Raw genomic sequence first — 19,748 nt, 5'->3', positions numbered from 1 at the left:
CCTCAATCCCCTCTGAACTTGGGCGGCGCAGCGATGCGCCGCCTTTTTCCGTTCAGGGCAGCGAGAAATCCAGGCCCTGGACCTGGCTCAGATCCATGTCGCGGAAGCTGGCCTTGGCGATCCGCGCGCCGGTGAAGTCCGAGCCGCGCAGGTCGGCGCCGTCGAAGATGGCTTCGCTGAGATCGGCGGCCTGGACCATGGCGTAGCGCATGCGCGCGCCCTGCAGGTTCGACTGGGTCTGGCGCGCCGGCCCCAGCGGCAGCGGCGACAGGAAGGCCTGGCGCAGGTCCGCCTTGGTCAGGTTGGCGCCGGCCAACCGGGCGCCGCGCAGATCCGCCTTGGTCAGGTTGGCCATGCGCAGGTCGGCGTTCTGCAGGTTCGCACCCTGCAACTGGGCGCCCGAGAGATCCAGGCCCACCATGCAGGCGCCCTTGGCGCTCATCGCCGTCAGGCGCAGGCCCTTCAGCTTGTCGCCCAGTGGACGCAGGTCCTCGCCGTCCAGGCGGGCGGCCGCGCCCTCCTTGCCGCCGGTCTGGCACCAGCGCTGGTTGCCCAGGCAGCGATTGTAAAGCTCCTGAGCCTTGCCGATTGCCTCGCGGGTCACCGTGACCACCGCGCCGGTCATGCTGGCGCCGCTGGTGCGGGCCGTGGAGGTGTCGACCCCGGCCATCACCGCGCCCGACAGGTTCGCGCCTTCGAGATTGCAGCCCTTGACGTCGGCCCCGTCGAGGATGGCCCCGACCAGATTGGCTTCCTTGAGGTTCGCGCCCGCCAGCTTGGCGCCCCTCAGCGAGCAGTCGCTGAAGTCGGCCTTGAACGCGGAGACGCCCTCGAACTGCGAGCCGTCCAGGGTAGCTCCCGAGAAGTTGACCTCGTCCACCTCCCCCTGGCGGGTTTCGTGGCGCATGGTTTCGAGGCCCTTGCGGGGATGCGGGATGGCGATCTGGCCTTCGCGGAAGTCGGCCTGGGTCAGGTCGGCCTGGGCGAGGTTGGCGCCGCGCAGGCAGGCGCCGCGCAGATCCGCGCGGACCAGCGAGGCCTGTCGCATGTCGCTCTTGCGCAGGTCGCAGCCAAACAGGCTAGCGCGGTCCAGCTTGGTGCGGACCATGCGGCAATTTTCGAGGACGGAAGCGGTCAGGTCCGCGTCAGCCAGATTCCGGAACGACAGATCTAGGCCCGACAGCTGCATGAAGCGTAGGGAGGCGCGTTTGCCGCCCTGCTTGCCGGTAACGAATTTCTCGTGCGCCGTTACGATCATGTCGAGCTCGGCTTGGCTCAGGCGACGACGCCCGACCACGCTTTGCGCGGCGTTCATAACGTTGGTTCCCCGTTAGGTGCTTTTCTGAGTTACGCGCACTCTAGCGACGAGGGACGAGCGAAGCGTTAAGCATGCGTCCTTTTGTCGCGTTATTTTCTCAGATCACGTCGTCCAAGCCGCGCGCCGCCAGGCGGATCGCACCGGTCAGGTCGACGTCCTTGAGCTGAGCTCCGGTGAAGTTGGCGCGCGACACGTCCGCCCCGGCCATCCGGGCCTGGCGAAGGTCGGCGCGCGCCAGATCGGCGTTGGCCAGGATGGCGCCCGTCAGGTCCACTGGCAGCACGCGGTCGGCGGCGATCAGCAGCGGCCCCAGCTGGGCGTCGCGCAGGTCCGAGCCGGTCAGCTTGGCGCCCTTCAGCCGCGCGCCGCGCAGGTCGGCCCGGCGCAGGTTGCAGGCGCGCAGGTCGGCGCCGTCCAGCTGCGCGCCCTGCATCTGCACGCCTTCCATGTCGAGGCCGTAGAACACCGCGGCCTTGGCCGAGAGGGCCGTCAGGTTGAAGCCCCGCACCGAACGCAGATTGCGCAGGTCGGCCTTGTCGAACACCGACGGCTTGCCCTCGGCGCCGCCCGTGTCGATCCACCGCGCGTGGTCGGCGATCATCTGCTCGTACGGCAGGTCCGAGACGCTGGTGCCCGACGGCTTGTCGGTCAGGGCCCCTTCCAGATTGGTGTCGCTGATGTTCCACGACATGGTCTTGGCGCCGACCAGGATCGTGTTGCGCAGGTCGGCCCCGGCCAGATTGGCGCCCGACAGGTCGGCCCCGGCCAGGTTCGCCCCGTTGAAATTGGCCTGCTTGAGGTTGGCGCGGACCAGCTTGGCGTCCTTGAGGATCGCGTCGCTGAAGTCGGCCTTGGTGGCGACGATGCCCGACAGGCGCGAACGCTCGAGATTCGCGCCCGACAAGTTGGCGCCCTTGGCGTAGGCCTCGCGATGGACCGGCTCGATGACGCGATAGCCTTCCTTGCGGTCGGCGGCGGCGATGGAGCCTTCGCGCAGGTCGGACTCGAACATGTCGGCGCCGGTCAGGTTGGCGCCGCGCAGGCTGGAGCCGCGCAGGTCGGCGCGACGCATCGAGGCGTCCGTCAGGTCCGCTCCCTGCAGGTCCGCGCCGTAGAGATTGGCGTTGTCCAACTTGGTCTTGCGCAGGTCGCAGCCGACCATCATCGCGCCGGTGAAATCGGCGTCGCACAGATTGCGGCCGGTCATCGACAGGCCAGACAGATCGCAGAAAGCGAACACGGCGCGCGCGCCGCCCAGGCGGGCCGACCACAGGCGATCGTGCTTGGCGCAGATGACGTCGACATCATGCTGCGTCAGGCGCTTGTATTCCTGTGTCGTGCTGGCGGCGGCGCTCATGTCTGGCATGGAATCCCGGATAGGGGATCACCATGCGCAGAGCAAAATTAACGTCGTGTTTCCAAGGGTTTCTGGTGAAGCTTAGCCAGAATTTTACCCAACTTGGGGCAGAGCTTCCGCCCGGCTTTCGTCCAGGTAGCGAGCGCTGGTCGGCTTGAGCTGGTCGTCGAGCTCGATGACCAGCGGATTGCCCGTTGGGATCTCGACGCCGACGATCTTGTCGTTCGGCACGTTGAACAGATGCTTGACGATAGCCCGCAGCGAATTGCCGTGGGCCGCGATCAGGACCGTCTCGCCGGCCTTCAGGTGCGGGGCGATATCGCTTTCCCAGTAGGGCAGAACGCGCACCAGGGTCGTGGCCAGGCTCTCGGTCGACGGCAGATCGGCGCCCTTGTAGCGACGGTCCTTGCTGAAGTCGTACTCGCCGCCCGCGGCCAGCTCCGGCGGCGGGATGTCATACGAGCGGCGCCAGACGGTGACCTGCTCGACACCGTGCTTCTCGGCCGTCTCGGCCTTGTTCAGGCCCGTCAGGCCGCCGTAGTGACGCTCGTTCAGACGCCAGTCCTTGGTCACCGGCACGAAGCTCTGCTTGGCGGCGTCCAGGGCCAGATTGCCGGTGCGAATGGCCCGGGTCTGGACCGAGGTGAAGGCGTGGTCGATCTGGATGCCGGCGGCCTTGATCAGTTCGCCGCCCTTCTTGGCCTGGGCCTCGCCCTCGGCGGTCAGGTCGACGTCGACCCAGCCCGTGAAGCGATTTTCCAGGTTCCACTGGCTCTGGCCATGGCGGAGCAGGACGAGGGTCGGCATCGGGCGGCTTCCTTCGCGGATCGGGGAGGTATGGGCGCGGGCTAAGGCTCCGCGGCCGCAGCGTCAAGCGCGGAGCAAGGCGCGATACGTCCGCCTCCCTCCTCTTCCCCCTCCCCCGCGCCGCGGCGCATGCTATAGGCGGGCCATGCCTGATCGCATTTTCATGCCGCTGATGGGACTGGTCGCCGCCGCGCTGATCGCCCTGTCCCTCGTCTGGCCGCAAGGCCAGGGCGCCCGTTCCTGGGGTCCGTTCGGCCACACGCCCGTGCAGCAGACGCCGGAGATGAAGGCCCGGATCCAAAAGGAGAAGGACGCCGCGATCCGCCGCGACCAGGCCGCCAAGAAGGCTGTCGAGGCCGTGGGCCAGATGCCGACCCAGGCGCCGCCGCCCGTTCCGCCCCAGGCCCCGCCCCAGGCCCCGCAATGAGCGCTTTCGACGCCGTCGCGGTCGGCCGTCGCGTGCTGAGCAGGGAGGCCGACGCGCTCAACACCCTGGCCGAGTCGCTGGGCGAGACCTTCGTCCGCGCGGTCGAGGCCGTGTTCGACGCCAAGGGCCGGGTCGTCTGCACCGGCATGGGCAAGTCTGGCCACGTGGCGCGCAAGATCGCCGCCACCCTGGCCTCGACCGGCACCTCGGCCATGTTCGTCCACCCGGCCGAAGCCAGCCATGGCGACCTCGGCATGATCGGTCCCGACGACGTGATCCTGGCCCTGTCGAAGTCGGGCGCGGGGCGCGAGCTCTCCGACACCCTGGCCTACGCCAAGCGCTTTTCGATCCCGCTGGTGGCCATGACCGCCGTGGCCGACAGCCCGCTGGGCCAGGCGGCGGACATCCTGCTGCTGCTGCCCGACGCGCCGGAGGCCACGGCCGAGGTCAATGCGCCGACCACGTCGACGACCCTACAGATCGCTCTAGGCGACGCCCTGGCCGTGGCCTTGCTGGAGCGGCGAGGCTTCACGGCCAGCGACTTCCGCGTCTTCCACCCAGGCGGCAAGCTGGGCGCCATGTTGCGCACCGTCGCCGACCTGATGCATGGGCAGGACGAGCTGCCGCTGATCAGCGCCGACGCGGCCATGCCCGACGCCCTGCTGGTGATGAGCGAGAAGCGCTTCGGCGCGGTCGGCGTCGTCGACGACGCGGGCCTGCTGACCGGCCTGATCACCGACGGCGACCTGCGCCGGCACATGGACGGCCTTCTTCAGCACACGGCCGGCCAGGTCATGACCCAGCATCCGCTGATCATCGCGCCTGGCGCCCTGGCCGCCGAGGCGCTGAAGGTCATGAACGAGCGCCGCATCACCGTGCTGTTCGTGGTCGACGCCGGACGCCCAGTCGGCGTGCTGCATGTTCACGACCTACTCCGGGCCGGCGTGATCTAGGTCACATTCGACTTTATCGAACTTTGTCATGTGAACGCGCTAGTCGCCCGGTCTCTGGGCGGCTAAAGCCACGTCACCTAAACTGAAGCGAGCTTTCGATGTTCTCCGCGCCGCGCTCCGACCTCGTCCCGAATACCGCCGCCTACGAGAACGAGCCGTTGGTCAAGGCGACCGGCTTTCGCGAGTACGACGCGCGCTGGCTGTTCGGGCCCGAGATCAACCTTCTGGGCGTTCAGGCGCTGGGCCTGGGTCTCGGCACCTACATCCACGAACTGGGTCAGTCGAAGATCGTGGTCGGCCACGACTTCCGCTCGTACTCGACCTCGATCAAGAACGCCCTGATGCTGGGCCTGATCAGCGCCGGCTGCGAGGTCCACGACATCGGCCTGGCCCTGTCGCCGACCGCCTATTTCGCCCAGTTCGACCTCGACATCCCCTGCGTGGCCATGGTCACCGCCAGCCACAACGAGAACGGCTGGACCGGCGTGAAGATGGGCGCCCAGCGTCCGCTGACCTTCGGCCCCGACGAGATGAGCCGCCTGAAGGCCATCGTGCTGGGCGCCGAGTTCGTCGAGCGCGACGGCGGCAAGCTGATCCGCGTCCAAGGCGAGGCCCAGCGCTATATCGACGACGTCGCCAAGCGCGCCAGCATCACCCGCCCCCTCAAGGTCGTCGCCGCCTGCGGCAACGGCACGGCCGGCGCCTTCGTGGTCGAGGCCCTGCAGAAGATGGGCGTGGCCGAGGTCGTGCCGATGGACACCGACCTCGACTTCAACTTCCCGAAATACAATCCCAACCCCGAAGACGCCGAGATGCTGCACGCGATGGCCCACGCCGTCCGTGAGACCAAGGCGGACCTGGCCTTTGGCTTCGACGGCGACGGCGACCGCTGCGGCGTGGTCGACGACGAGGGCGAGGAGATCTTCGCCGACAAGATCGGCCTGATGCTGGCCCGCGACCTAGCCCCGCTGCATCCGGGCGCGACCTTCGTGGTCGACGTCAAGTCGACCGGCCTCTACGCCACCGACCCGATCCTGGCCGCCCACGGCTGCAAGGTCATCTACTGGAAGACCGGCCACAGCTATATCAAGCGCAAGAGCGCCGAGCTGGGGGCCCTGGCCGGCTTCGAGAAGAGCGGCCACTTCTTCATGAACGGCGAGCTGGGCTACGGCTACGACTGCGGCCTGACCGCCGGCGCCGCCATCCTGGCCATGCTGGACCGCAATCCGGGCGTGAAGCTGTCGGACATGCGCAAGGCCCTGCCGGTGGCCTTCACGTCGCTGACCATGAGCCCGCACTGCGGCGACGAGGTAAAGTACGGCGTGGTCGCCGACGTGGTGAAGGAATACGAGGACCTGTTCGCCACCGGCGGCTCGATCCTGGGCCGCAAGATCACCGAGGTGATCACGGTCAACGGCGTCCGCGTCCACCTGGAAGACGGCTCGTGGGTCCTGGTCCGCGCCTCGTCAAACAAGCCCGAGGTCGTGGTGGTCGTCGAGAGCACCCAGTCCGAGGACGACATGCGCGCCCTGTTCCGCCAGGAAGTGAAGCCCCGCCTGGGCGACCGGGTCGGCAAGTACAATCAGGAAATCTGACCGGTTCTAACGGCTTAACGAGAAAGGGCCGGCGCATCAGCGCCGGCCCTTTGTCATTGGACGTTCAACCGCCGGAGATCAGACGTCCTTATCAAGACGTCTTGGTGCCCCGTTGCGCGACGGTATCCACGCGCTTCAGGGGCGGCGGGCCGCCGGTCGAGCGGGGGTCGTTCAGTCCGCGCAGGGGCGAGGGCAGCGTGCCTGAATAGGTTTTCATCGCGGCGTCGCCTTGGACGGGCGGTGCGACGCGCGGGCGCGGCTCGGCGACACGATGAAGAAACGGAAGATGGGAAGCATCAGCGCCGCCGCGGCGACGCAGGCGACCGAAAGCTGGAAAAGCCAGATCATTGAGGAAGTCTCATACGTCGCCAAGTCCGAGCGTTGACCGCGATGCGGTTCGCTCCCGACGGCGACTGAACTTTCATATGGGGAGCGAAGGCCCAGTTTATCAGGGGCGCCGCGAAATATGTCGGAACCGGCCGATCGGCTGGCGCGGAAAGCGGCGGCGGGTTAGGTCACCGCCATGATCAAGCTCCGCCCCTCGCGTCCGGAAGACGGCGCTCGCGTCGTCGAGATCTGGGCCGCCGCCGTCGACGCCACCCATGACTTTCTAACGCTGGAGGACCGGGCCGCGATCGGTCGCGACGTCGAGCGCTTCCTGCCGACCGCGCCGCTGATGCTGGCCGTCGACGACCGCGATCGACCGCTGGGCTTCATGCTGATCGTCGACAGCCACATGGAGGCCCTGTTCATCGATCCCCAGCATCGCGGAGCCGGCGTCGGCGCCATGATGATCGACTACGCCCTGGCGGTTCACCCGGTCCTGACCACCGACGTCAACGAGCAGAACGCCCAGGCCGTCGGCTTTTACGAGCACATGGGCTTCGAACGCATCGGCTGGTCGGCCACCGACGGCCAGGGCCGCCCCTACCCGCTGATCCATCTGCGCTTTGGCGTCTGATCGCTTTGGTGGTTGGGGCGATTTCGGCTTAGCTGCGTGACGTCAAACACGAGTCGTCCCATGCGCCGTCTGCTCACCGCCCTTGCCCTGATCCTGGCGCCCGGCCTCGCGCTCGCCGCCCAGCCCGTGCTGCTGAAGCCCGCCCGGGTCTGGACGGCCGAGAACGCCGGCCCGCCGCGCGAGGGCTGGGCCGTGCTGGTCAAGGACGGCAAGATCGCCGCCGTGGGCCCCGCCGCGCAGATCGACGCCGCGGGCGCGGAGATCGTCGACCTGCCCGGCGCAACCGTGATCCCCGGCCTGATGGACCTGCACAGCCATCTCTTCCTGCATCCCTATAACGAGACCCTGTGGGACGATCAGGTGCTGAAGGAGACGCCGACCTATCGCACGCTGCGGGCGGCGGTGCAGGCCAAGGCGACGCTGGAGGCCGGCTTCACCACCCTGCGAGATCTCGGCACCGAGGGCGTCGGCGCGGCGGACGTTCCGCTGCGCAAGGCGATCAATGACGGCCTGATCCCGGGTCCGCGCCTGTTCGTGGCGACCAAGGCGATCGTGGCCACCGGCTCGTACGGCCCGGCCCGCAAGAACTACAATCCCGAAGCCGAGCTGCCCCAGGGCGCGCAGGAAGTCAGCGGCGTGTCCGAGGTGATCAAGGCCGTGCGCGAGCAGGCCGGCGCCGGCGCGGACTGGATCAAGGTCTACGCCGACTACCGCGTCGGTCCAGACGGCTCGACCCAGCCGACCTTCTCGATCGAGGAGTTGAAGGCCCTGGTCGACGCGGCCCATTCCAGCGGCCGGCCGGTCTCGGCCCACGCCTCCAGCGACGAAGGCATGCGCCGGGCGATCGTGGCGGGCGTCGACACCATCGAGCATGGCTATGGCGGCAGCGACGCCACCTTCAAGCTGATGGCCGAGAAGGGCGTCGTGTTCTTCCCGACCCTGACGGCGGTGGAGAGCACCTCGAGCTATTTCGGCGGCTATGTCGCCGGCAAGACCCCGCCGACCGCCGCCATGGTCAACGCCGAGCGCGCCTTCAAGTTGGCGGTGAAGAACGGCGTCACCATCGGCATGGGCAGCGACGTCGGCGTCTTCAGGCACGGCGACAACGCCCGCGAACTCGTCTGGCTGGTCAAGGAGGGCATGAGCCCCGCGCAGGCCCTGCTGGCCGCCACCGCCGTCGACGCCAAGGTGCTGGGCCGGGCCAATGACCTCGGCCAGCTGAAGCCCGGCTACCTCGCCGACATCGTGGCGGTGAAGGGCGATCCGACCCGGACGATCGAGGCTACCCAGGACGTCCTCTTCGTCATGAAGGGCGGCCAGATCGTGCGGCGGCCGTGATGCGCCTGGTCCCCGCCCTGCTGTTGCTGACCCTGGCCGGCCCGGCGCTCGCCGAAGCCGACCCAGGCACGCTGCAGCAGCACGACACCTTCCGCGACGCCGCCACCGCGCCGCTGGAGGACCTGAACCTCAAGCGGAAGTCGATCCCGCCGGTCCTGGCCCGGGCGGTCACCGATCCCTACGACCTCACGGGCCTGACCCGCCGCCCGACGACCGCTCGCGCGGCAAGAAGGTCGCCGACGCGGCCTATGGCGCCGGGGTGGCCGGGGTCCGCGACACGACCCACGACCTGCTGCCGTTCCGTGGCTGGATCCGTCGCCTGACCGGCGCGGCCAAGCACGATCGGGCCATCGCCAAGGCCATCCAGTCCGGCGGCGTGCGGCGCGGCTATCTGAAGGGCGTTGGCATGAGGATGAATTGCGCCCCGCCGGCCGCGCCCAGCTGGTTCACGCCGGTCGAGAGCAAGCCGCCGCCTCCAGCCAGGCCCGTCAGCGTGTTCGAGAACTTCCTGGCGTGGTGCGGCGAGGTCGTGGCGTGGCTGAAGAGCCTGATCGGCTGACCTCAGGCGGACTCCAGCATCGCCAGGACTTCGGCGACCAGCTTGGGACCATCGAACGGCTTCATCACATAGCCCTTGGCGCCCAGTTGCATGGCCTGCACGATGCGGTCCAGGCGGCCGTCGCCGGTCAGCATCAGCACCGGGATGTCGGCGGCTTCCGACTCCTTCAGCGCCTTCAGGGCGTCTAGCCCGCTCTGACCGGGGATACGCACGTCCAGCAGGATGGCGTCGGGCCGGCGCGCGGGGATCGCCGCCATCAGCCGGTCGGCGGCCGGAAAGCCCACCACCTCAAGCCCGTCGCGGGCCAGATAGGCCTCGACCAACTCGAGCGTCGCCGCGTCGTCGTCGGCGACATAGATCAGAGGAACACGTCTGGACATCGAGCCAACGGCCTACGCGGTTTCGGATATCTGTTAAAGACTTCCCGTTTCGCGATCACAATTCAAATGAAGGCCGCTGGAAGGGCTTCCACCCTTGGGGCCGAGCGGCTGGGCCGCTAAGCAGAGGCAGTTTCGCCTCGGAGTCGCCATGCGTCCGTCCTTTCCTTCCTTGGCCGCCCTCGTCCTGGCCTGCCTGTTCCTCGTTGGCGCGCCGGCCATGGCGCAAAGATTGGACGAGACCCCCCGCGTGGCGGTGATCTCGGCCTTCCCGCCCGAAATCGGCGCGCTGAACGCCGCGACCAGCGAGCAGAAGACCTTCGACATCCACGGCGTCCGCTTCACGACGGGTCAGCTCGAGGGCAAGCCGGTCGTGGTGTTCCTCAGCGGCGTGTCGATGGTCAACGCGGCCATGACCACCCAGATGGCGCTGGACCGCTTCAACATCACCCGCATCGTATTCTCCGGCATCGCCGGCGGCGTCGACGAGGGTCTGGACATCGGTGACGTCGTAGTCGCCGACCAGTGGGCCCAGAACCTGGAAAGCGCCTTCGCCCGCGAGACGGACAAGGGCTTCGAGGTCTCGCCCGCCATCCGCAACAGTCCGCTCGCCAACTTCGGGATGATCTATCCGCGCGCGATCATCCTGCCGGGGACCGACCTGTCGGCGCCGGCCCGCGTCTGGTTCCCGGCCGATCCGTCCCTGCTGGCCACCGCCCGCAAGGTCGCCGCCGAGGTCGCTTTGCAACGCTGCGCCGTCGACAAGTGCCTGGTCCATCCGCCCAAGGTGGTGGTGGGCGGCAACGGCGTCTCGGCCCCGGTGTTCCTCGACAACGCCGGCTACCGCAAATACCTGCGCGCGACCTTCGAGGCTCGCGTCGTGGACATGGAGAGCGCCGCCGTCGCCCACGTGGCCCTGGTCAACGCAACCCCGTTCATCGCCTTCCGCAGCCTGTCGGACCTAGCTGGCGGCGGGGCGGGGGCGAACGAGATGCACACCTTCATGGCTCTCGCCTCGGACAACTCCGCGACCGTGGTGAAGGCCTTCGTCAAGGCGCTGCCGAACTAGGCCCGGATCGCTAGGGCTCCGTTTGCGTTCCTTGCGGACAACACGGAGCTTTACCCATGACCCTGCAACGTCCCCTCGCCTTCGCCCTGGCCTCGATGATCGCGCTGACGACCTTGAGCGCCTGCGACAAGGAAGCCGGCCGCAAGCAGGAAACGATCGGCAAGGTCGAGTCCGGCGTCGGCGAGGTCGTCGGCGACAAGGACCTGAAGAACGAAGGCAAGAAGGACAAGGTCGCCGGCAACCTGAAGCAGGGCGAGCTGAAGGACGCCGTCAAGGACGCCAAGAAGTAGCGACGAGTGGCCCGCCCTCGCCCTTCGACAGGCTCAGGGTGAGGGCTACTCCGCGCCAAACCTCACCCTGAGCTTGCCGAAGGGCGAGGTTTCGACTCATCAACGCGTCCCGAACGTCCGGTCGCCGGCGTCGCCCAGGCCCGGCACGATGTAGCCGTGCTCGTTCAGCGTCGCGTCGACCGCCGCCGTCCAGATCGGCACGTCGGGGTGCGCGGCCTGCAGCGCCTCGACGCCCGGCTGGGCCGCCAGCAGGCAGACGAAGCGCAGATTGGCGACGCCGGCGGCCTTCAGCCGCGAGATCGCCGCGATGGCCGAATGGCCCGTGGCCAGCATCGGATCGACGACGATGACCAGGCGGCCGGCGATGTCCTCCGGCGCCTTGAAATAGTACTCGACCGCCTCCAGCGTCTCGTGATCGCGGTAGAGGCCGATATGGGCCACGCGCGCCGACGGCACCAGGTCCAGCATCCCTTCGCACATCCCCAGCCCCGCGCGCAGGATCGGGGCGAAGACCAGCTTCTTGCCGGCGATCTCATAGGCCGTGGTCGGGGCGACCGGCGTCTCGATCTGGACCGCATCCATCGGCAGGTCGCGGGTGATCTCGTAGCAGATCAGGGTCGCGACCTCGCGCATCAGGGCCCGGAAGGTCTTCGTCGAGGTCCGCTTGTCCCGCATCTTGGTCAGCTTGTGCTGGACGAGCGGGTGGCTGACGACGGTGACCTGGGACATGAGCGCGCTCGCTTTGGAAATATCCTCCGGTCCTAGGCCAGTTGGTCGCCGATCGGCAAGCTGCGGATGCGCTTGCCGGTGGCGGCGAAGATGGCGTTGCACAGCGCCGCCGGGGTCGGCGGATAGGCCGGCTCGCCCAGGCCGGTCGGATTGTTGTCCGACAGCTTGAAGTGCACCTCGACGTCCGGCGCGTCGGCCATGCGCAGCAGCGGGAAGGTGTTGAAATTGCCCTGCTTGGCCGCGCCGTTCTCGAAGGTGATCTCCTGGCGCAGGGTCGAGCCGATGGCGTCGAGGATCGAGCCCTGCATCTGCTGCTCGGCCCCGTTCGGATTGACGATCTGGCGGCCGACGTCGGCGGCGGCCCAGACCTTGTCGATCTTCAGCGCGCCGTCCTTGACCGTCACCTGCATGACCACCGCCACATAGCCCAGGTGGCTGTAGTGGCAGGCCACGCCCAGGCCCGAGCCCTTGGGCAGCGCCCGGCCCCAGCCGGACTTCTCGGCCACGAGGTCCAGAACCCCGCGCATCCGGCCGGTGTGGAAGCTGTCGCCCTTGCCCGGCTCGCCCAGCAGACGCGGCTCGCCCAGGAGTTCGCGACGGAACACGACCGGGTCCTTGCCGGCGGCGACGGCCAGTTCGTCGGTGAAGCTCTGCAGCACGAAGCCGAAGGCGTTGTTGCCCGGCGCCCGCAGCGGCCCGGTCGGCACGCCCAGCGGCATGACCGAGACGTCGACGCGGTAGTTGTCCACCGCCCGGCACGGGAACTGGGTGGCGTTGAAGCCGCAGCTGGGCGCGAACTTGTCGCCCTCGCCGAAGCTGACGAAGTGGTCCTTCCAGGCCGTGACCTTGCCGGAGGCGTCCAGGCCGGCGGTCAGGTTGTGCCAGGCCCCCGGACGGTAGAAGTCGTGGCGCGTGTCGTCCTCGCGCGTCCAGATCAGCTTGATGGGCGCGCCGACCTTGGCGGCGATCGCCGCGGCCTCGACCATGTAGTCGTTGTTCAGCCGCCGGCCGAAACCGCCGCCGCCTCGGACGAGGTGGATAGTGATCGCCTCCTCCGGCACGTTCAGGGCGGCGGCGACTAGCTTGCGACCGGGCTCGGGGTTCTGGGTCGGGGCCCAGATCTCGACCTTGCCGTCCTTGACGCTGGCGGTGCAGTTCTGCGGCTCCAGCGGCGCGTGGGCGATGAAGGGATAGCTGTAGGCGGCGCTGACGACCTTGGCCGCGCCCTTCAAGGCCGCGTCGACATCGCCGTCCGAACGGTCGGTGCGCTGCGGCGGGGCCTTGGCCAACTCGGCGGCCTTGGCGGCGAAGCCGGCGCTGGACTGGCCGGCGGTGGGGTGCTGGGCCCACTGGATCTCCAGGGCGTTGCGGCCCTTGCGCGCCGCCCACCAGCTGTCGGCCACCACCGCCACGCCGGGCAGCAGGCCGTTGAGGTTGGTCCCGCCCTCGATGATGAAGGCGTCGCGTACACCCTTGACCGCCTTGGCCGGGGCGAGGTCGACGCTGGCCACCTTGGCCCCATAGACCGGCGCCTTGACGAAGGTGGCGAACAGCATGCCGGGCACAACGATATCGACGCCGTACAGCGGCTGGCCCGTGGTGATGGCGTCGAGGTTCTGGCTCTTGTGGCTCTGGCCGATGATCCGGAAGGCCTTCGGATCCTTCAGGACCAGGGTCTTGGGATCGGGCGGCGTGAGGGCGGCGGCGGCTTCCGCCAGATCGCCATAGGACGCGCGGTTCTTGCCCGAGACGACGAAGCCCGGCTCGGTCTTGCAGCTATCGACCGGAACGTTCCAGCGCGCGGCGGCGGCCTGGATCAGCAGCGCCCGCACGGTCGCGCCGACGCGGCGCAGGCCGTCATATTCCAGGGTCGTGGCCATGCTGCCGCCGGCCACCTGGCGGCCATAGACCTTGGCGTCGGCCAGGGCCTGCTCGACCGTCACGGCCGACCACTCGACGTCCAGCTCCTCGGTGATCAGCATCGGCAGGGCGGTCTTGATGCCCTGCCCGACCTCCGGGACCTTCGAAGCGATCGTCACCTTGCCGTCCGGGGCGATGCGGACATAGGCGTTGATCTGCTTGGCCTCGGCCGCATGCCCCACGGCGGCCATGGTGAAGCTCAGCAGCAGGCCGCCGCCGGCGGCCGCGCCGCTCTTGAGGACGAAGCGGCGAGTGAGATCGCGCGGGAATTCGCCATCCATGATCAGACCTCCACCTGGCCGGACGCGGCCTTGATCGCCTTCTTGACCCGCAGATAGGTCGCGCAGCGGCAGAGGTTGCCGTTCATGGCCGCCTCGATGTCAGCGTCGGTCGGCTTGGGCTTGGCGGTCAGCAGCGCCGTGGCCGACATGATCTGGCCCGCCTGGCAGTAGCCGCACTGCGGCACGTCGATCGCCTTCCAGGCCTCCTGAACCTTGGCCCCGACAGGATTTTTGCCGACGCCTTCGATCGTGGTCACCGCCCGATCCCCCACCCGGCTGACCGGCGTGACGCAGGACCGGACCGGCGCGCCGTTCAGGTGCACCGTACAGGCCCCGCACAGGGCCGCCCCGCAGCCGAACTTGGCTCCGACCAGGCCCAGCGTGTCGCGCAGCACCCACAGCAGCGGGGTGTCGCCGTCGACATCGGCTGTCCGGGTCTCTCCATTGACGGTCAGCGTGAAGGCCATGACACGGCTCCGATCCCGATTGAACGGGCGTGATCCTGCCTGAGGGAAGCTCCGCGCGCGAGCCCAGCCAGCCAAAAATATCGAACGAATTTGACACCCGCCCACGCGCGTGGTTTTCCCTCGCCCCCGGAGAATCAATCCGTTTACAGACGATATTCACTAGGGCGGCTCCGCACGCGGAGCGCGTGAGCGAGTTGTCGCACCGACGTTCAACGCGACGACTCGGGCGACAGCAGCCATTATTCTGCGGGTCCGACGGACCACGCGGTTCGCGGACTTGGGATTGGGGTGACGTGGCGAGGTCGAGCGGCAAGGCGGGAACGGGCAAAACAGGGGGCGACGGCAAGCGCCGTCAGGTCGCGGCCCTGCCCTGGCGGGGCGAGGGCGAGGCCCTGCGCGTCTTGCTGGTCTCGTCGCGCGAGACCCGCCGCTGGGTGATCCCCAAGGGCTGGCCGATGAGGGACAAGACCGACTCGGCCGCCGCCGCCCAGGAAGCCTATGAGGAGGCCGGCCTGGTGGGCGTGATCGCCGACCAGCCGATCGGCGAGTACGAGTACCTCAAGAAGCTGAAAAGCGGCGCGGCGCGGATGGTCAAGGTCGACGTCTATACGCTCGAGGTCACCGGCGAACTCCAAGCCTGGCCGGAGAAGGGCCAGCGCACGCTGGACTGGATGACCCCGGTCGAGGCCGCCCTCGCCGTCCAGGAGCCCGCGCTGCGCGACCTGATCGCCAACTTCGCCGGCGTCGCCCTGCCCGAGGAGGAGCGCCCGGCGTTCGACCCGGCGCCGACGCCCGCGCGCGTCGCCTTCCAGCGCCTGCGCCGCCGCGTGACGGCGCTGTGGGGCCGCTACAGCCGCTGATCCAACCCAAGCAAACGCCTGTGGACAACGCCGTTCGTCACGCATAATGTTCCCATTATGTTCTACCCCGGCGAGGTCCCATGCAGCTGTCCCTAGGCCTGGCCCGGTCGCCGCTGGAAAGCGTGCGCGACGCCCTTCTCTGTGAGTTCGGCCCGCAGCGACCTGTCGCGCGCATGGATCCGATCTCGCAACTGGTGAAGTCGTCGATCAGCGGCCGCACCCTGGACGCCGTCTCGTGGGCGGCCTTCCTGCGCCTGCGGGCCGAGTTCAAGTGCTGGGAGGACCTGGCCCAGGCGCCGGTCGCGGCCGTGGCCCGGATCATCGACGATGTCGCCTTCCCCGCCGACAAGGCCCGTCACCTGACCACCGCCCTGAAGATGATCCAGGCCAAGGTCGGCTGGCTGTCGCTGAACCACCTGAAGACCCTGGAGGTCGATCAGGCCCGCTGGGAGCTGCAGGCCCTGCCCGGCGTGGGCGTCAAGGTCGCCGCCTGCGTGCTGAACTTCAGCGACTTGGCCATGCGCAGCCTGGTGGTCGACACCCACGTCCACCGCGTCGCCAAGCGCATCGGCCTGGTCGGCGCGGGCGACACGGCTCAGGCCTATCACACGCTGATGGCCCTGGCGCCGGACACGTGGACCGCCGACGACCTGTTCGAACTGCACTGGCTGCTGAAGCGGGGCCTGGGCCAGATGCTGTGTCCGCACGAGGGGCCGAAGTGCGGGGCGTGCCCGATCAAGTCGATGTGCGCCAAGACGGGGGTGGGTCACAGCGCCGATGTGTTGGCCTGGCGACCGCGGGACTGAACCCAGGTCTCATAAAGGAGGGTTTTGCGGTCGTTCCTGGTCGGTCACGGATGCCGCTAGCGATGGGTGCTTCCGACCCTAGTCGGTAGTTCGATAGGTCGCTTCAGGCCCCGCCCCCTACTTGAACGTGGGGAACTGAGACAGGGTTGGGCGAGTCGATACTACTTGGGCTCGCTGAATCACGGCGGGTTTGTCAGGAGGGTCAAATGACCCAATTCAACTTCAGGCTTGAAGGCTTCGGCGGTCAAGCCGGAGCCTTCGTCCGATGCCTAGATTTTTGGGGTGAAGCTCGATGGACCGCCGAGGTCTCGCCCAGCATTGTCAGCGTCGATGATCGGCACCTCGCACTTCAGTCAGCCAACTGCCTCAGGCTGCTGACCGACGAAGAGTTCGACGCGCTCGATCCTCAGCCTTCGCTGATCTGACTACCGAGGGCCCTGTCGAAAGCAGGGCCCCCACACTCCTACATCTTGGTCCGCTTCCGGCGAGGGCGCTGATTTCCGACTTCAGCCCAGCCCTGACGCTCGACGCGAGCGGCCCTACCGCCTCACCCCCAGCTCCGTGAACGTCTTCGTCCCGATTGGGTAGCGGCGATAGTCGCGGTAGTCGAAGTGCCACCACTCCTCGGGATAGACGGTGAAGCCCTCGGCCTCCATCGCCTGACGCAGGATCGCGCGCCGGGCCCGCTGCGCCGTCGTGCCGCCTACGAAGTCGGCGTAGGAGCGGGTCGAGAACTCGTCGTAGCGCCCGGGCATCTCGACGGCCTGGCCGGTCTTGAGGTCGTAGAGGGTCAGGTCCACCGCGCAGCCGCGGTTGTGACGCGAGCCCTGCGCCGGGTCGGCGACGAACACATGGTCCTCCGGCGGCGTCGCCTCCCAGAACATCCAGGTCACGTACCAGGGCCGATAGGCGTCGTGGATCAGCAGGCCGTAGCCCTTGGCCGCCAGCGCCTTGTGAATCCGCCCGAGGGCTTCGGCGGCCGGCCGCTGCATGTAGGCCGCCGGCGTCTCGTAAAGCGGAATGCCCATGAAGTTGTCCTGGCCGGCGTAGCGGATGTCGAGCTTGATACCAGGATCGATGGTCGTCACGTCGACGAGATGGGACGGCAAGCGCTCGCCCGGCTCGACCGGCGGCGTGGCGGCCAGAGCCCGTTGGCGAAGGGCGACCGGATCGGCGCGCACGGCCCCGTGGATCCGCTCGCGAACCTCGGCCCCGAAGTCGTGGAAGGCCAGGGCCTTGCCATTCAGACGCGCCGCGCCTCTCTCCAGCACCAGCTCGCCGCCGCCGGCGATGTCATAGCGACCGCCGCCCGAGGGTGTCAGGCGCGCGGACTTGAAGCCCTCGCCGTCAATGTGCAGCGCCCCGTCCTTCTCGAAGACGGTGAAGGGCGCGGCCTTGTCGCCGTATTGGCCGATGGCGGCCCACTCGGCCTTCGTCTGGCCGAACGCGGTCGGGACCAGGAGCCCGGCGGCGGCGATGGACAGGAAGGATCGTCGAACCAGCATGCTCATCGCCGCCCCCTCTGAAAGTTACTTCATCGTCGGAATGACGAAGCTGGAGTCGCCCACCTCGCCTTCCGGCCAGCGGGCGGTCACCGTCTTGACCTTGGTGTAGAACTTCACGCCCTCGACGCCGTGCTGGTTGGTGTCGCCGAACGCGCTGCGCTTCCAGCCGCCGAAGGTGTGGTAGGCGACCGGCACCGGGATCGGCACGTTGATGCCGACCATGCCGACATTGACGCTGGCGGCGAACTCGCGCGCCGCGCGGCCGTTGCGGGTGAAGATGGCGACGCCGTTGCCGTACTGATGCTCGGACGGCAGGGACACGGCCTCCTCGAAGCTGTCGGCGCGGACCATCTGCAGCACCGGGCCGAAGATCTCCTCCTGGTAGGTCTTCATGCCCTTCCTGACGCCGTCGAACAACGACGGGCCGATGAAGAAGCCCCTCTCGAAGCCTTGGAGCTGGAAGTCGCGACCGTCAACGACCAGCTCCGCGCCTTCCTCGACGCCGATGCGGATGTAGTCGGCGATCTTGTCGCGATGCGCGGCGCTGACCACCGGGCCATAGTGGGCGTCGAGGTCGGTGGAAACGCCGACCTTCAGGGTCGCGATCTCGGCGACCATCCGCTCGCGCAGCTCGTCGGCGGTCTTCTTCCCGACCGGCACCACCACCGGCAGGGCCATGCAGCGCTCGCCGGCCGAACCGAAGGCCGCGCCCGAGAGATCCTTGACCACCTGGTCCATGTCCGAGTCGGGCAGGACGATGCCGTGGTTCTTGGCGCCGCCCATGGCCTGGACGCGTTTCCCGTGCGCCGTTCCGGTCTGGTAGACGTAGTGGGCGATGTCGGAGCTGCCGACGAAGCTGACGGCGCGGATCAGCGGGTGGGTCAGGATGGCGTCGACGGCGCTCTTGTCGCCGTGGATGACATTCAGCACGCCGGCGGGCGCGCCGGCTTCCATCATCAGCTCGGCCAGCTTGACCGGCACGGTCGGATCCTTCTCCGACGGCTTGAGGATGAAGGTGTTGCCCACCGCGATGCTGATGCCGAACATCCACATCGGGATCATGGCCGGGAAGTTGAATGGTGTGATGCCCGCGCAGACGCCCAACGGCTGGCGCATCGAATAGACGTCGATGCCGGGACCGGCGCCCTCGGTGTATTCGCCCTTCAGGATGTGGGGAATGCCGCAGGCGAACTCGATGACTTCCAGGCCCCGCTGGATGTCGCCCTTGGAGTCGGCGATGACCTTGCCGTGCTCGGACGACAGGATCTCCGCGAGCGCGTTCATGTCGCGCTCGATCAGGCGCTTGAACTCGAACATCACCCGGGCGCGGCGCTGCGGGTTGGTGGCGGCCCAACCGATCTGCGCCTTGGCGGCGACCTGCACGGCGGCGTCGAGCTCGGCGTCGGTGGCGAACTGGACGCGCGCCTGGACCTCGCCGGTGTTGGGATTGAAGACGTCGCCGAAGCGGCCGGAGGCTCCGGTCAGGGTCTGACCGTTCACGAAATGGGCGATGTCTCGCATGATGCGCTCCCTAACGCTGTTTTGAGCGTCAATAGCATCCAAGGTTCACGCCGTATCGCGCGAAGTCATTCCGCGTCCACATGGACGCGGCGGAACCGGCCCTGCAGATAGACCAGCGGCTCATGGTCGGGGTCGTAGCGCAGCTTGACCACCCGCCCGACATAGACCCGGTGGTCGCCGGCGTCGAAGACGTGGTGCGTCTCGCACTCGAAATTGGCCATGCAGCCCGGCAGGATCGGCACGCCCGTGCGCCAGATCTCGGTCTCGACGCCGGCGAAACGGTCGGTGTCTTTCTGGACGAACTGGCGGGCCAGGGCCTGGTGCTCGGCGTGCAGGACGTTGACCGCCCAGCGGCCGGCCGCGTCCAGGGAGGACAGGCTGGACGACTTCAGGTCGACGCAGACCAGGACCAGCGGCGGGTCCAGCGACACCGAGGTGAAGGAATTGGCCGTCAGCCCGACCTTGCGACCGTCCTCGCGGACGGTGGTGATCACCGTCACCCCGGTCGTGAAGCATCCGAACGCATTGCGCAGGGCCCGGGCGTCGTGCTCGGCGCCCTCCCCCAGTTCGATCGTAACCGCTTTACTCATTGCCTAAGCAGTGCGGCA

At 68.1% G+C, this 19,748-nt stretch carries 23 protein-coding genes; 12 read left to right on the top strand and 11 right to left on the bottom strand.

Annotated elements, in window-relative coordinates:
* Positions 1-52: 52 nt before the first annotated feature.
* The 3 genes from AC1RJ9_RS21405 to gpmA all read right to left on the bottom strand — a co-directional run bounded on the left by AC1RJ9_RS21405 (position 53) and on the right by gpmA (position 3,482).
* The gene (locus tag AC1RJ9_RS21405) at positions 53-1,315 is read right to left on the bottom strand and encodes a pentapeptide repeat-containing protein (RefSeq protein WP_492839976.1); all 1,263 of its coding nucleotides are present in this window, start codon (positions 1,313-1,315) and stop codon (positions 53-55) included.
* Positions 1,316-1,415: 100 nt separating this feature from the next.
* Positions 1,416-2,675 carry a pentapeptide repeat-containing protein gene (locus tag AC1RJ9_RS21400; RefSeq protein ID WP_492839975.1) on the bottom strand — a complete coding sequence of 420 codons (1,260 nt, stop codon included), beginning with the start codon at positions 2,673-2,675 and terminating at the stop codon, positions 1,416-1,418.
* A 93-nt stretch (positions 2,676-2,768) separates the two neighbouring features.
* Positions 2,769-3,482: a 2,3-diphosphoglycerate-dependent phosphoglycerate mutase gene (gene gpmA / locus AC1RJ9_RS21395; protein WP_492839974.1), complete on the bottom strand. Its 714-nt coding sequence runs from the start codon at positions 3,480-3,482 to the stop codon at positions 2,769-2,771.
* Positions 3,483-3,645: 163 nt separating this feature from the next.
* On the opposite strand from gpmA, the gene AC1RJ9_RS21390 reads away from it, so the two are divergent.
* The 3 genes from AC1RJ9_RS21390 to AC1RJ9_RS21380 all read left to right on the top strand — a co-directional run bounded on the left by AC1RJ9_RS21390 (position 3,646) and on the right by AC1RJ9_RS21380 (position 6,457).
* The gene (locus AC1RJ9_RS21390; RefSeq protein WP_492840041.1) at positions 3,646-3,909 is read left to right on the top strand and encodes a hypothetical protein; all 264 of its coding nucleotides are present in this window, start codon (positions 3,646-3,648) and stop codon (positions 3,907-3,909) included.
* Complete coding sequence (locus AC1RJ9_RS21385) at positions 3,906-4,862, top strand: KpsF/GutQ family sugar-phosphate isomerase (protein ID WP_492839973.1); 957 nt, start codon at positions 3,906-3,908, stop codon at positions 4,860-4,862. The genes AC1RJ9_RS21390 and AC1RJ9_RS21385 overlap by 4 nt, the downstream gene beginning before the upstream one ends.
* A gap of 98 nt (positions 4,863-4,960) precedes the next feature.
* Complete coding sequence (locus AC1RJ9_RS21380) at positions 4,961-6,457, top strand: phosphomannomutase/phosphoglucomutase (RefSeq protein ID WP_492839972.1); 1,497 nt, start codon at positions 4,961-4,963, stop codon at positions 6,455-6,457.
* A gap of 213 nt (positions 6,458-6,670) precedes the next feature.
* On the opposite strand, the gene AC1RJ9_RS21375 is transcribed toward AC1RJ9_RS21380, so the two are convergent.
* Entirely contained in the window at positions 6,671-6,805 is a 135-nt protein-coding gene (locus AC1RJ9_RS21375; RefSeq protein WP_492839971.1) for a hypothetical protein, read from the bottom strand.
* 175 nt (positions 6,806-6,980) lie between these two features.
* Between AC1RJ9_RS21375 and AC1RJ9_RS21370 the strand changes: the two genes are divergently transcribed.
* The 4 genes from AC1RJ9_RS21370 to AC1RJ9_RS21355 are packed head-to-tail and all read left to right on the top strand — an operon-like array spanning position 6,981 to position 9,315.
* Positions 6,981-7,418, top strand: coding sequence for an acetyltransferase (locus AC1RJ9_RS21370; RefSeq protein ID WP_492839970.1), 438 nt, complete (start codon positions 6,981-6,983; stop codon positions 7,416-7,418).
* Positions 7,419-7,478: 60 nt separating this feature from the next.
* A complete protein-coding gene (locus tag AC1RJ9_RS21365) occupies positions 7,479-8,756 on the top strand; it encodes a metal-dependent hydrolase family protein (RefSeq protein WP_492839969.1) in 1,278 nt (425 codons plus the stop codon).
* Complete coding sequence (locus tag AC1RJ9_RS21360; protein WP_492839968.1) at positions 8,756-9,079, top strand: hypothetical protein; 324 nt, start codon at positions 8,756-8,758, stop codon at positions 9,077-9,079. Before AC1RJ9_RS21365 ends, AC1RJ9_RS21360 begins: the two co-directional genes overlap by 1 nt.
* On the top strand, positions 9,016-9,315 hold the full coding sequence (locus tag AC1RJ9_RS21355) for a hypothetical protein (protein ID WP_492839967.1): 300 nt from the start codon (positions 9,016-9,018) through the stop codon (positions 9,313-9,315). Before AC1RJ9_RS21360 ends, AC1RJ9_RS21355 begins: the two co-directional genes overlap by 64 nt.
* A gap of 2 nt (positions 9,316-9,317) precedes the next feature.
* Here the strand turns inward: AC1RJ9_RS21355 and AC1RJ9_RS21350 are convergent, their stop codons facing one another.
* Positions 9,318-9,695, bottom strand: a complete 378-nt coding sequence (locus AC1RJ9_RS21350; protein WP_492839966.1) for a response regulator — start codon at positions 9,693-9,695, stop codon at positions 9,318-9,320.
* 148 nt (positions 9,696-9,843) lie between these two features.
* Between AC1RJ9_RS21350 and AC1RJ9_RS21345 the strand changes: the two genes are divergently transcribed.
* Both AC1RJ9_RS21345 and AC1RJ9_RS21340 read left to right on the top strand, forming a co-directional pair.
* Positions 9,844-10,761: a 5'-methylthioadenosine/S-adenosylhomocysteine nucleosidase gene (locus AC1RJ9_RS21345; RefSeq protein ID WP_492839965.1), complete on the top strand. Its 918-nt coding sequence runs from the start codon at positions 9,844-9,846 to the stop codon at positions 10,759-10,761.
* A 56-nt stretch (positions 10,762-10,817) separates the two neighbouring features.
* On the top strand, positions 10,818-11,051 hold the full coding sequence (locus AC1RJ9_RS21340; protein ID WP_492839964.1) for a CsbD family protein: 234 nt from the start codon (positions 10,818-10,820) through the stop codon (positions 11,049-11,051).
* A gap of 99 nt (positions 11,052-11,150) precedes the next feature.
* Here the strand turns inward: AC1RJ9_RS21340 and upp are convergent, their stop codons facing one another.
* Genes upp through AC1RJ9_RS21325 form a run of 3 tightly spaced genes read right to left on the bottom strand, consistent with a single transcriptional unit; the run spans position 11,151 to position 14,448 of the window.
* Positions 11,151-11,780: a uracil phosphoribosyltransferase gene (gene upp / locus AC1RJ9_RS21335; protein WP_492839963.1), complete on the bottom strand. Its 630-nt coding sequence runs from the start codon at positions 11,778-11,780 to the stop codon at positions 11,151-11,153.
* Positions 11,781-11,812: 32 nt separating this feature from the next.
* Complete coding sequence (locus AC1RJ9_RS21330; protein WP_492839962.1) at positions 11,813-13,981, bottom strand: xanthine dehydrogenase family protein molybdopterin-binding subunit; 2,169 nt, start codon at positions 13,979-13,981, stop codon at positions 11,813-11,815.
* A 2-nt stretch (positions 13,982-13,983) separates the two neighbouring features.
* Positions 13,984-14,448, bottom strand: a complete 465-nt coding sequence (locus AC1RJ9_RS21325) for a (2Fe-2S)-binding protein (protein ID WP_492839961.1) — start codon at positions 14,446-14,448, stop codon at positions 13,984-13,986.
* 293 nt (positions 14,449-14,741) lie between these two features.
* On the opposite strand from AC1RJ9_RS21325, the gene AC1RJ9_RS21320 reads away from it, so the two are divergent.
* The 3 genes from AC1RJ9_RS21320 (at position 14,742) to AC1RJ9_RS21310 (ending at position 16,539) form a co-directional block, all read left to right on the top strand.
* Positions 14,742-15,308, top strand: a complete 567-nt coding sequence (locus AC1RJ9_RS21320) for an NUDIX hydrolase (RefSeq protein ID WP_492839960.1) — start codon at positions 14,742-14,744, stop codon at positions 15,306-15,308.
* Between the two features lie 80 nt (positions 15,309-15,388).
* The gene (locus AC1RJ9_RS21315; RefSeq protein WP_492839959.1) at positions 15,389-16,114 is read left to right on the top strand and encodes an endonuclease III domain-containing protein; all 726 of its coding nucleotides are present in this window, start codon (positions 15,389-15,391) and stop codon (positions 16,112-16,114) included.
* Between the two features lie 206 nt (positions 16,115-16,320).
* On the top strand, positions 16,321-16,539 hold the full coding sequence (locus AC1RJ9_RS21310; RefSeq protein WP_492839958.1) for a hypothetical protein: 219 nt from the start codon (positions 16,321-16,323) through the stop codon (positions 16,537-16,539).
* A gap of 114 nt (positions 16,540-16,653) precedes the next feature.
* On the opposite strand, the gene AC1RJ9_RS21305 is transcribed toward AC1RJ9_RS21310, so the two are convergent.
* The 3 genes from AC1RJ9_RS21305 to AC1RJ9_RS21295 all read right to left on the bottom strand — a co-directional run bounded on the left by AC1RJ9_RS21305 (position 16,654) and on the right by AC1RJ9_RS21295 (position 19,730).
* Entirely contained in the window at positions 16,654-17,625 is a 972-nt protein-coding gene (locus tag AC1RJ9_RS21305) for a M15 family metallopeptidase (RefSeq protein WP_492839957.1), read from the bottom strand.
* Positions 17,626-17,643: 18 nt separating this feature from the next.
* A complete protein-coding gene (locus AC1RJ9_RS21300; RefSeq protein ID WP_492839956.1) occupies positions 17,644-19,140 on the bottom strand; it encodes a CoA-acylating methylmalonate-semialdehyde dehydrogenase in 1,497 nt (498 codons plus the stop codon).
* A 65-nt stretch (positions 19,141-19,205) separates the two neighbouring features.
* On the bottom strand, positions 19,206-19,730 hold the full coding sequence (locus AC1RJ9_RS21295) for a flavin reductase family protein (RefSeq protein ID WP_492839955.1): 525 nt from the start codon (positions 19,728-19,730) through the stop codon (positions 19,206-19,208).
* Positions 19,731-19,748 lie beyond the last annotated feature (18 nt).

It is taken from the genome of Caulobacter sp. GW822-FHT07D08 (assembly GCF_058798735.1).
This window is presented reverse-complemented; position numbering and strand designations above follow the sequence as displayed.

Coding starts and splice junctions, on each gene's coding strand:
- AC1RJ9_RS21405 (WP_492839976.1), bottom strand. CDS start 1,315: ATGAACGCCGCGCAAAGCGTGGTCGGGCGTCGTCGCCTGAGCCAAGCC.
- AC1RJ9_RS21400 (WP_492839975.1), bottom strand. CDS start 2,675: ATGAGCGCCGCCGCCAGCACGACACAGGAATACAAGCGCCTGACGCAG.
- gpmA (WP_492839974.1), bottom strand. CDS start 3,482: ATGCCGACCCTCGTCCTGCTCCGCCATGGCCAGAGCCAGTGGAACCTG.
- AC1RJ9_RS21390 (WP_492840041.1), top strand. CDS start 3,646: ATGCCGCTGATGGGACTGGTCGCCGCCGCGCTGATCGCCCTGTCCCTC.
- AC1RJ9_RS21385 (WP_492839973.1), top strand. CDS start 3,906: ATGAGCGCTTTCGACGCCGTCGCGGTCGGCCGTCGCGTGCTGAGCAGG.
- AC1RJ9_RS21380 (WP_492839972.1), top strand. CDS start 4,961: ATGTTCTCCGCGCCGCGCTCCGACCTCGTCCCGAATACCGCCGCCTAC.
- AC1RJ9_RS21375 (WP_492839971.1), bottom strand. CDS start 6,805: ATGATCTGGCTTTTCCAGCTTTCGGTCGCCTGCGTCGCCGCGGCGGCG.
- AC1RJ9_RS21370 (WP_492839970.1), top strand. CDS start 6,981: ATGATCAAGCTCCGCCCCTCGCGTCCGGAAGACGGCGCTCGCGTCGTC.
- AC1RJ9_RS21365 (WP_492839969.1), top strand. CDS start 7,479: ATGCGCCGTCTGCTCACCGCCCTTGCCCTGATCCTGGCGCCCGGCCTC.
- AC1RJ9_RS21360 (WP_492839968.1), top strand. CDS start 8,756: ATGCGCCTGGTCCCCGCCCTGCTGTTGCTGACCCTGGCCGGCCCGGCG.
- AC1RJ9_RS21350 (WP_492839966.1), bottom strand. CDS start 9,695: ATGTCCAGACGTGTTCCTCTGATCTATGTCGCCGACGACGACGCGGCG.
- AC1RJ9_RS21345 (WP_492839965.1), top strand. CDS start 9,844: ATGCGTCCGTCCTTTCCTTCCTTGGCCGCCCTCGTCCTGGCCTGCCTG.
- AC1RJ9_RS21340 (WP_492839964.1), top strand. CDS start 10,818: ATGACCCTGCAACGTCCCCTCGCCTTCGCCCTGGCCTCGATGATCGCG.
- upp (WP_492839963.1), bottom strand. CDS start 11,780: ATGTCCCAGGTCACCGTCGTCAGCCACCCGCTCGTCCAGCACAAGCTG.
- AC1RJ9_RS21330 (WP_492839962.1), bottom strand. CDS start 13,981: ATGGATGGCGAATTCCCGCGCGATCTCACTCGCCGCTTCGTCCTCAAG.
- AC1RJ9_RS21325 (WP_492839961.1), bottom strand. CDS start 14,448: ATGGCCTTCACGCTGACCGTCAATGGAGAGACCCGGACAGCCGATGTC.
- AC1RJ9_RS21315 (WP_492839959.1), top strand. CDS start 15,389: ATGCAGCTGTCCCTAGGCCTGGCCCGGTCGCCGCTGGAAAGCGTGCGC.
- AC1RJ9_RS21310 (WP_492839958.1), top strand. CDS start 16,321: ATGACCCAATTCAACTTCAGGCTTGAAGGCTTCGGCGGTCAAGCCGGA.
- AC1RJ9_RS21305 (WP_492839957.1), bottom strand. CDS start 17,625: ATGAGCATGCTGGTTCGACGATCCTTCCTGTCCATCGCCGCCGCCGGG.
- AC1RJ9_RS21300 (WP_492839956.1), bottom strand. CDS start 19,140: ATGCGAGACATCGCCCATTTCGTGAACGGTCAGACCCTGACCGGAGCC.
- AC1RJ9_RS21295 (WP_492839955.1), bottom strand. CDS start 19,730: ATGAGTAAAGCGGTTACGATCGAACTGGGGGAGGGCGCCGAGCACGAC.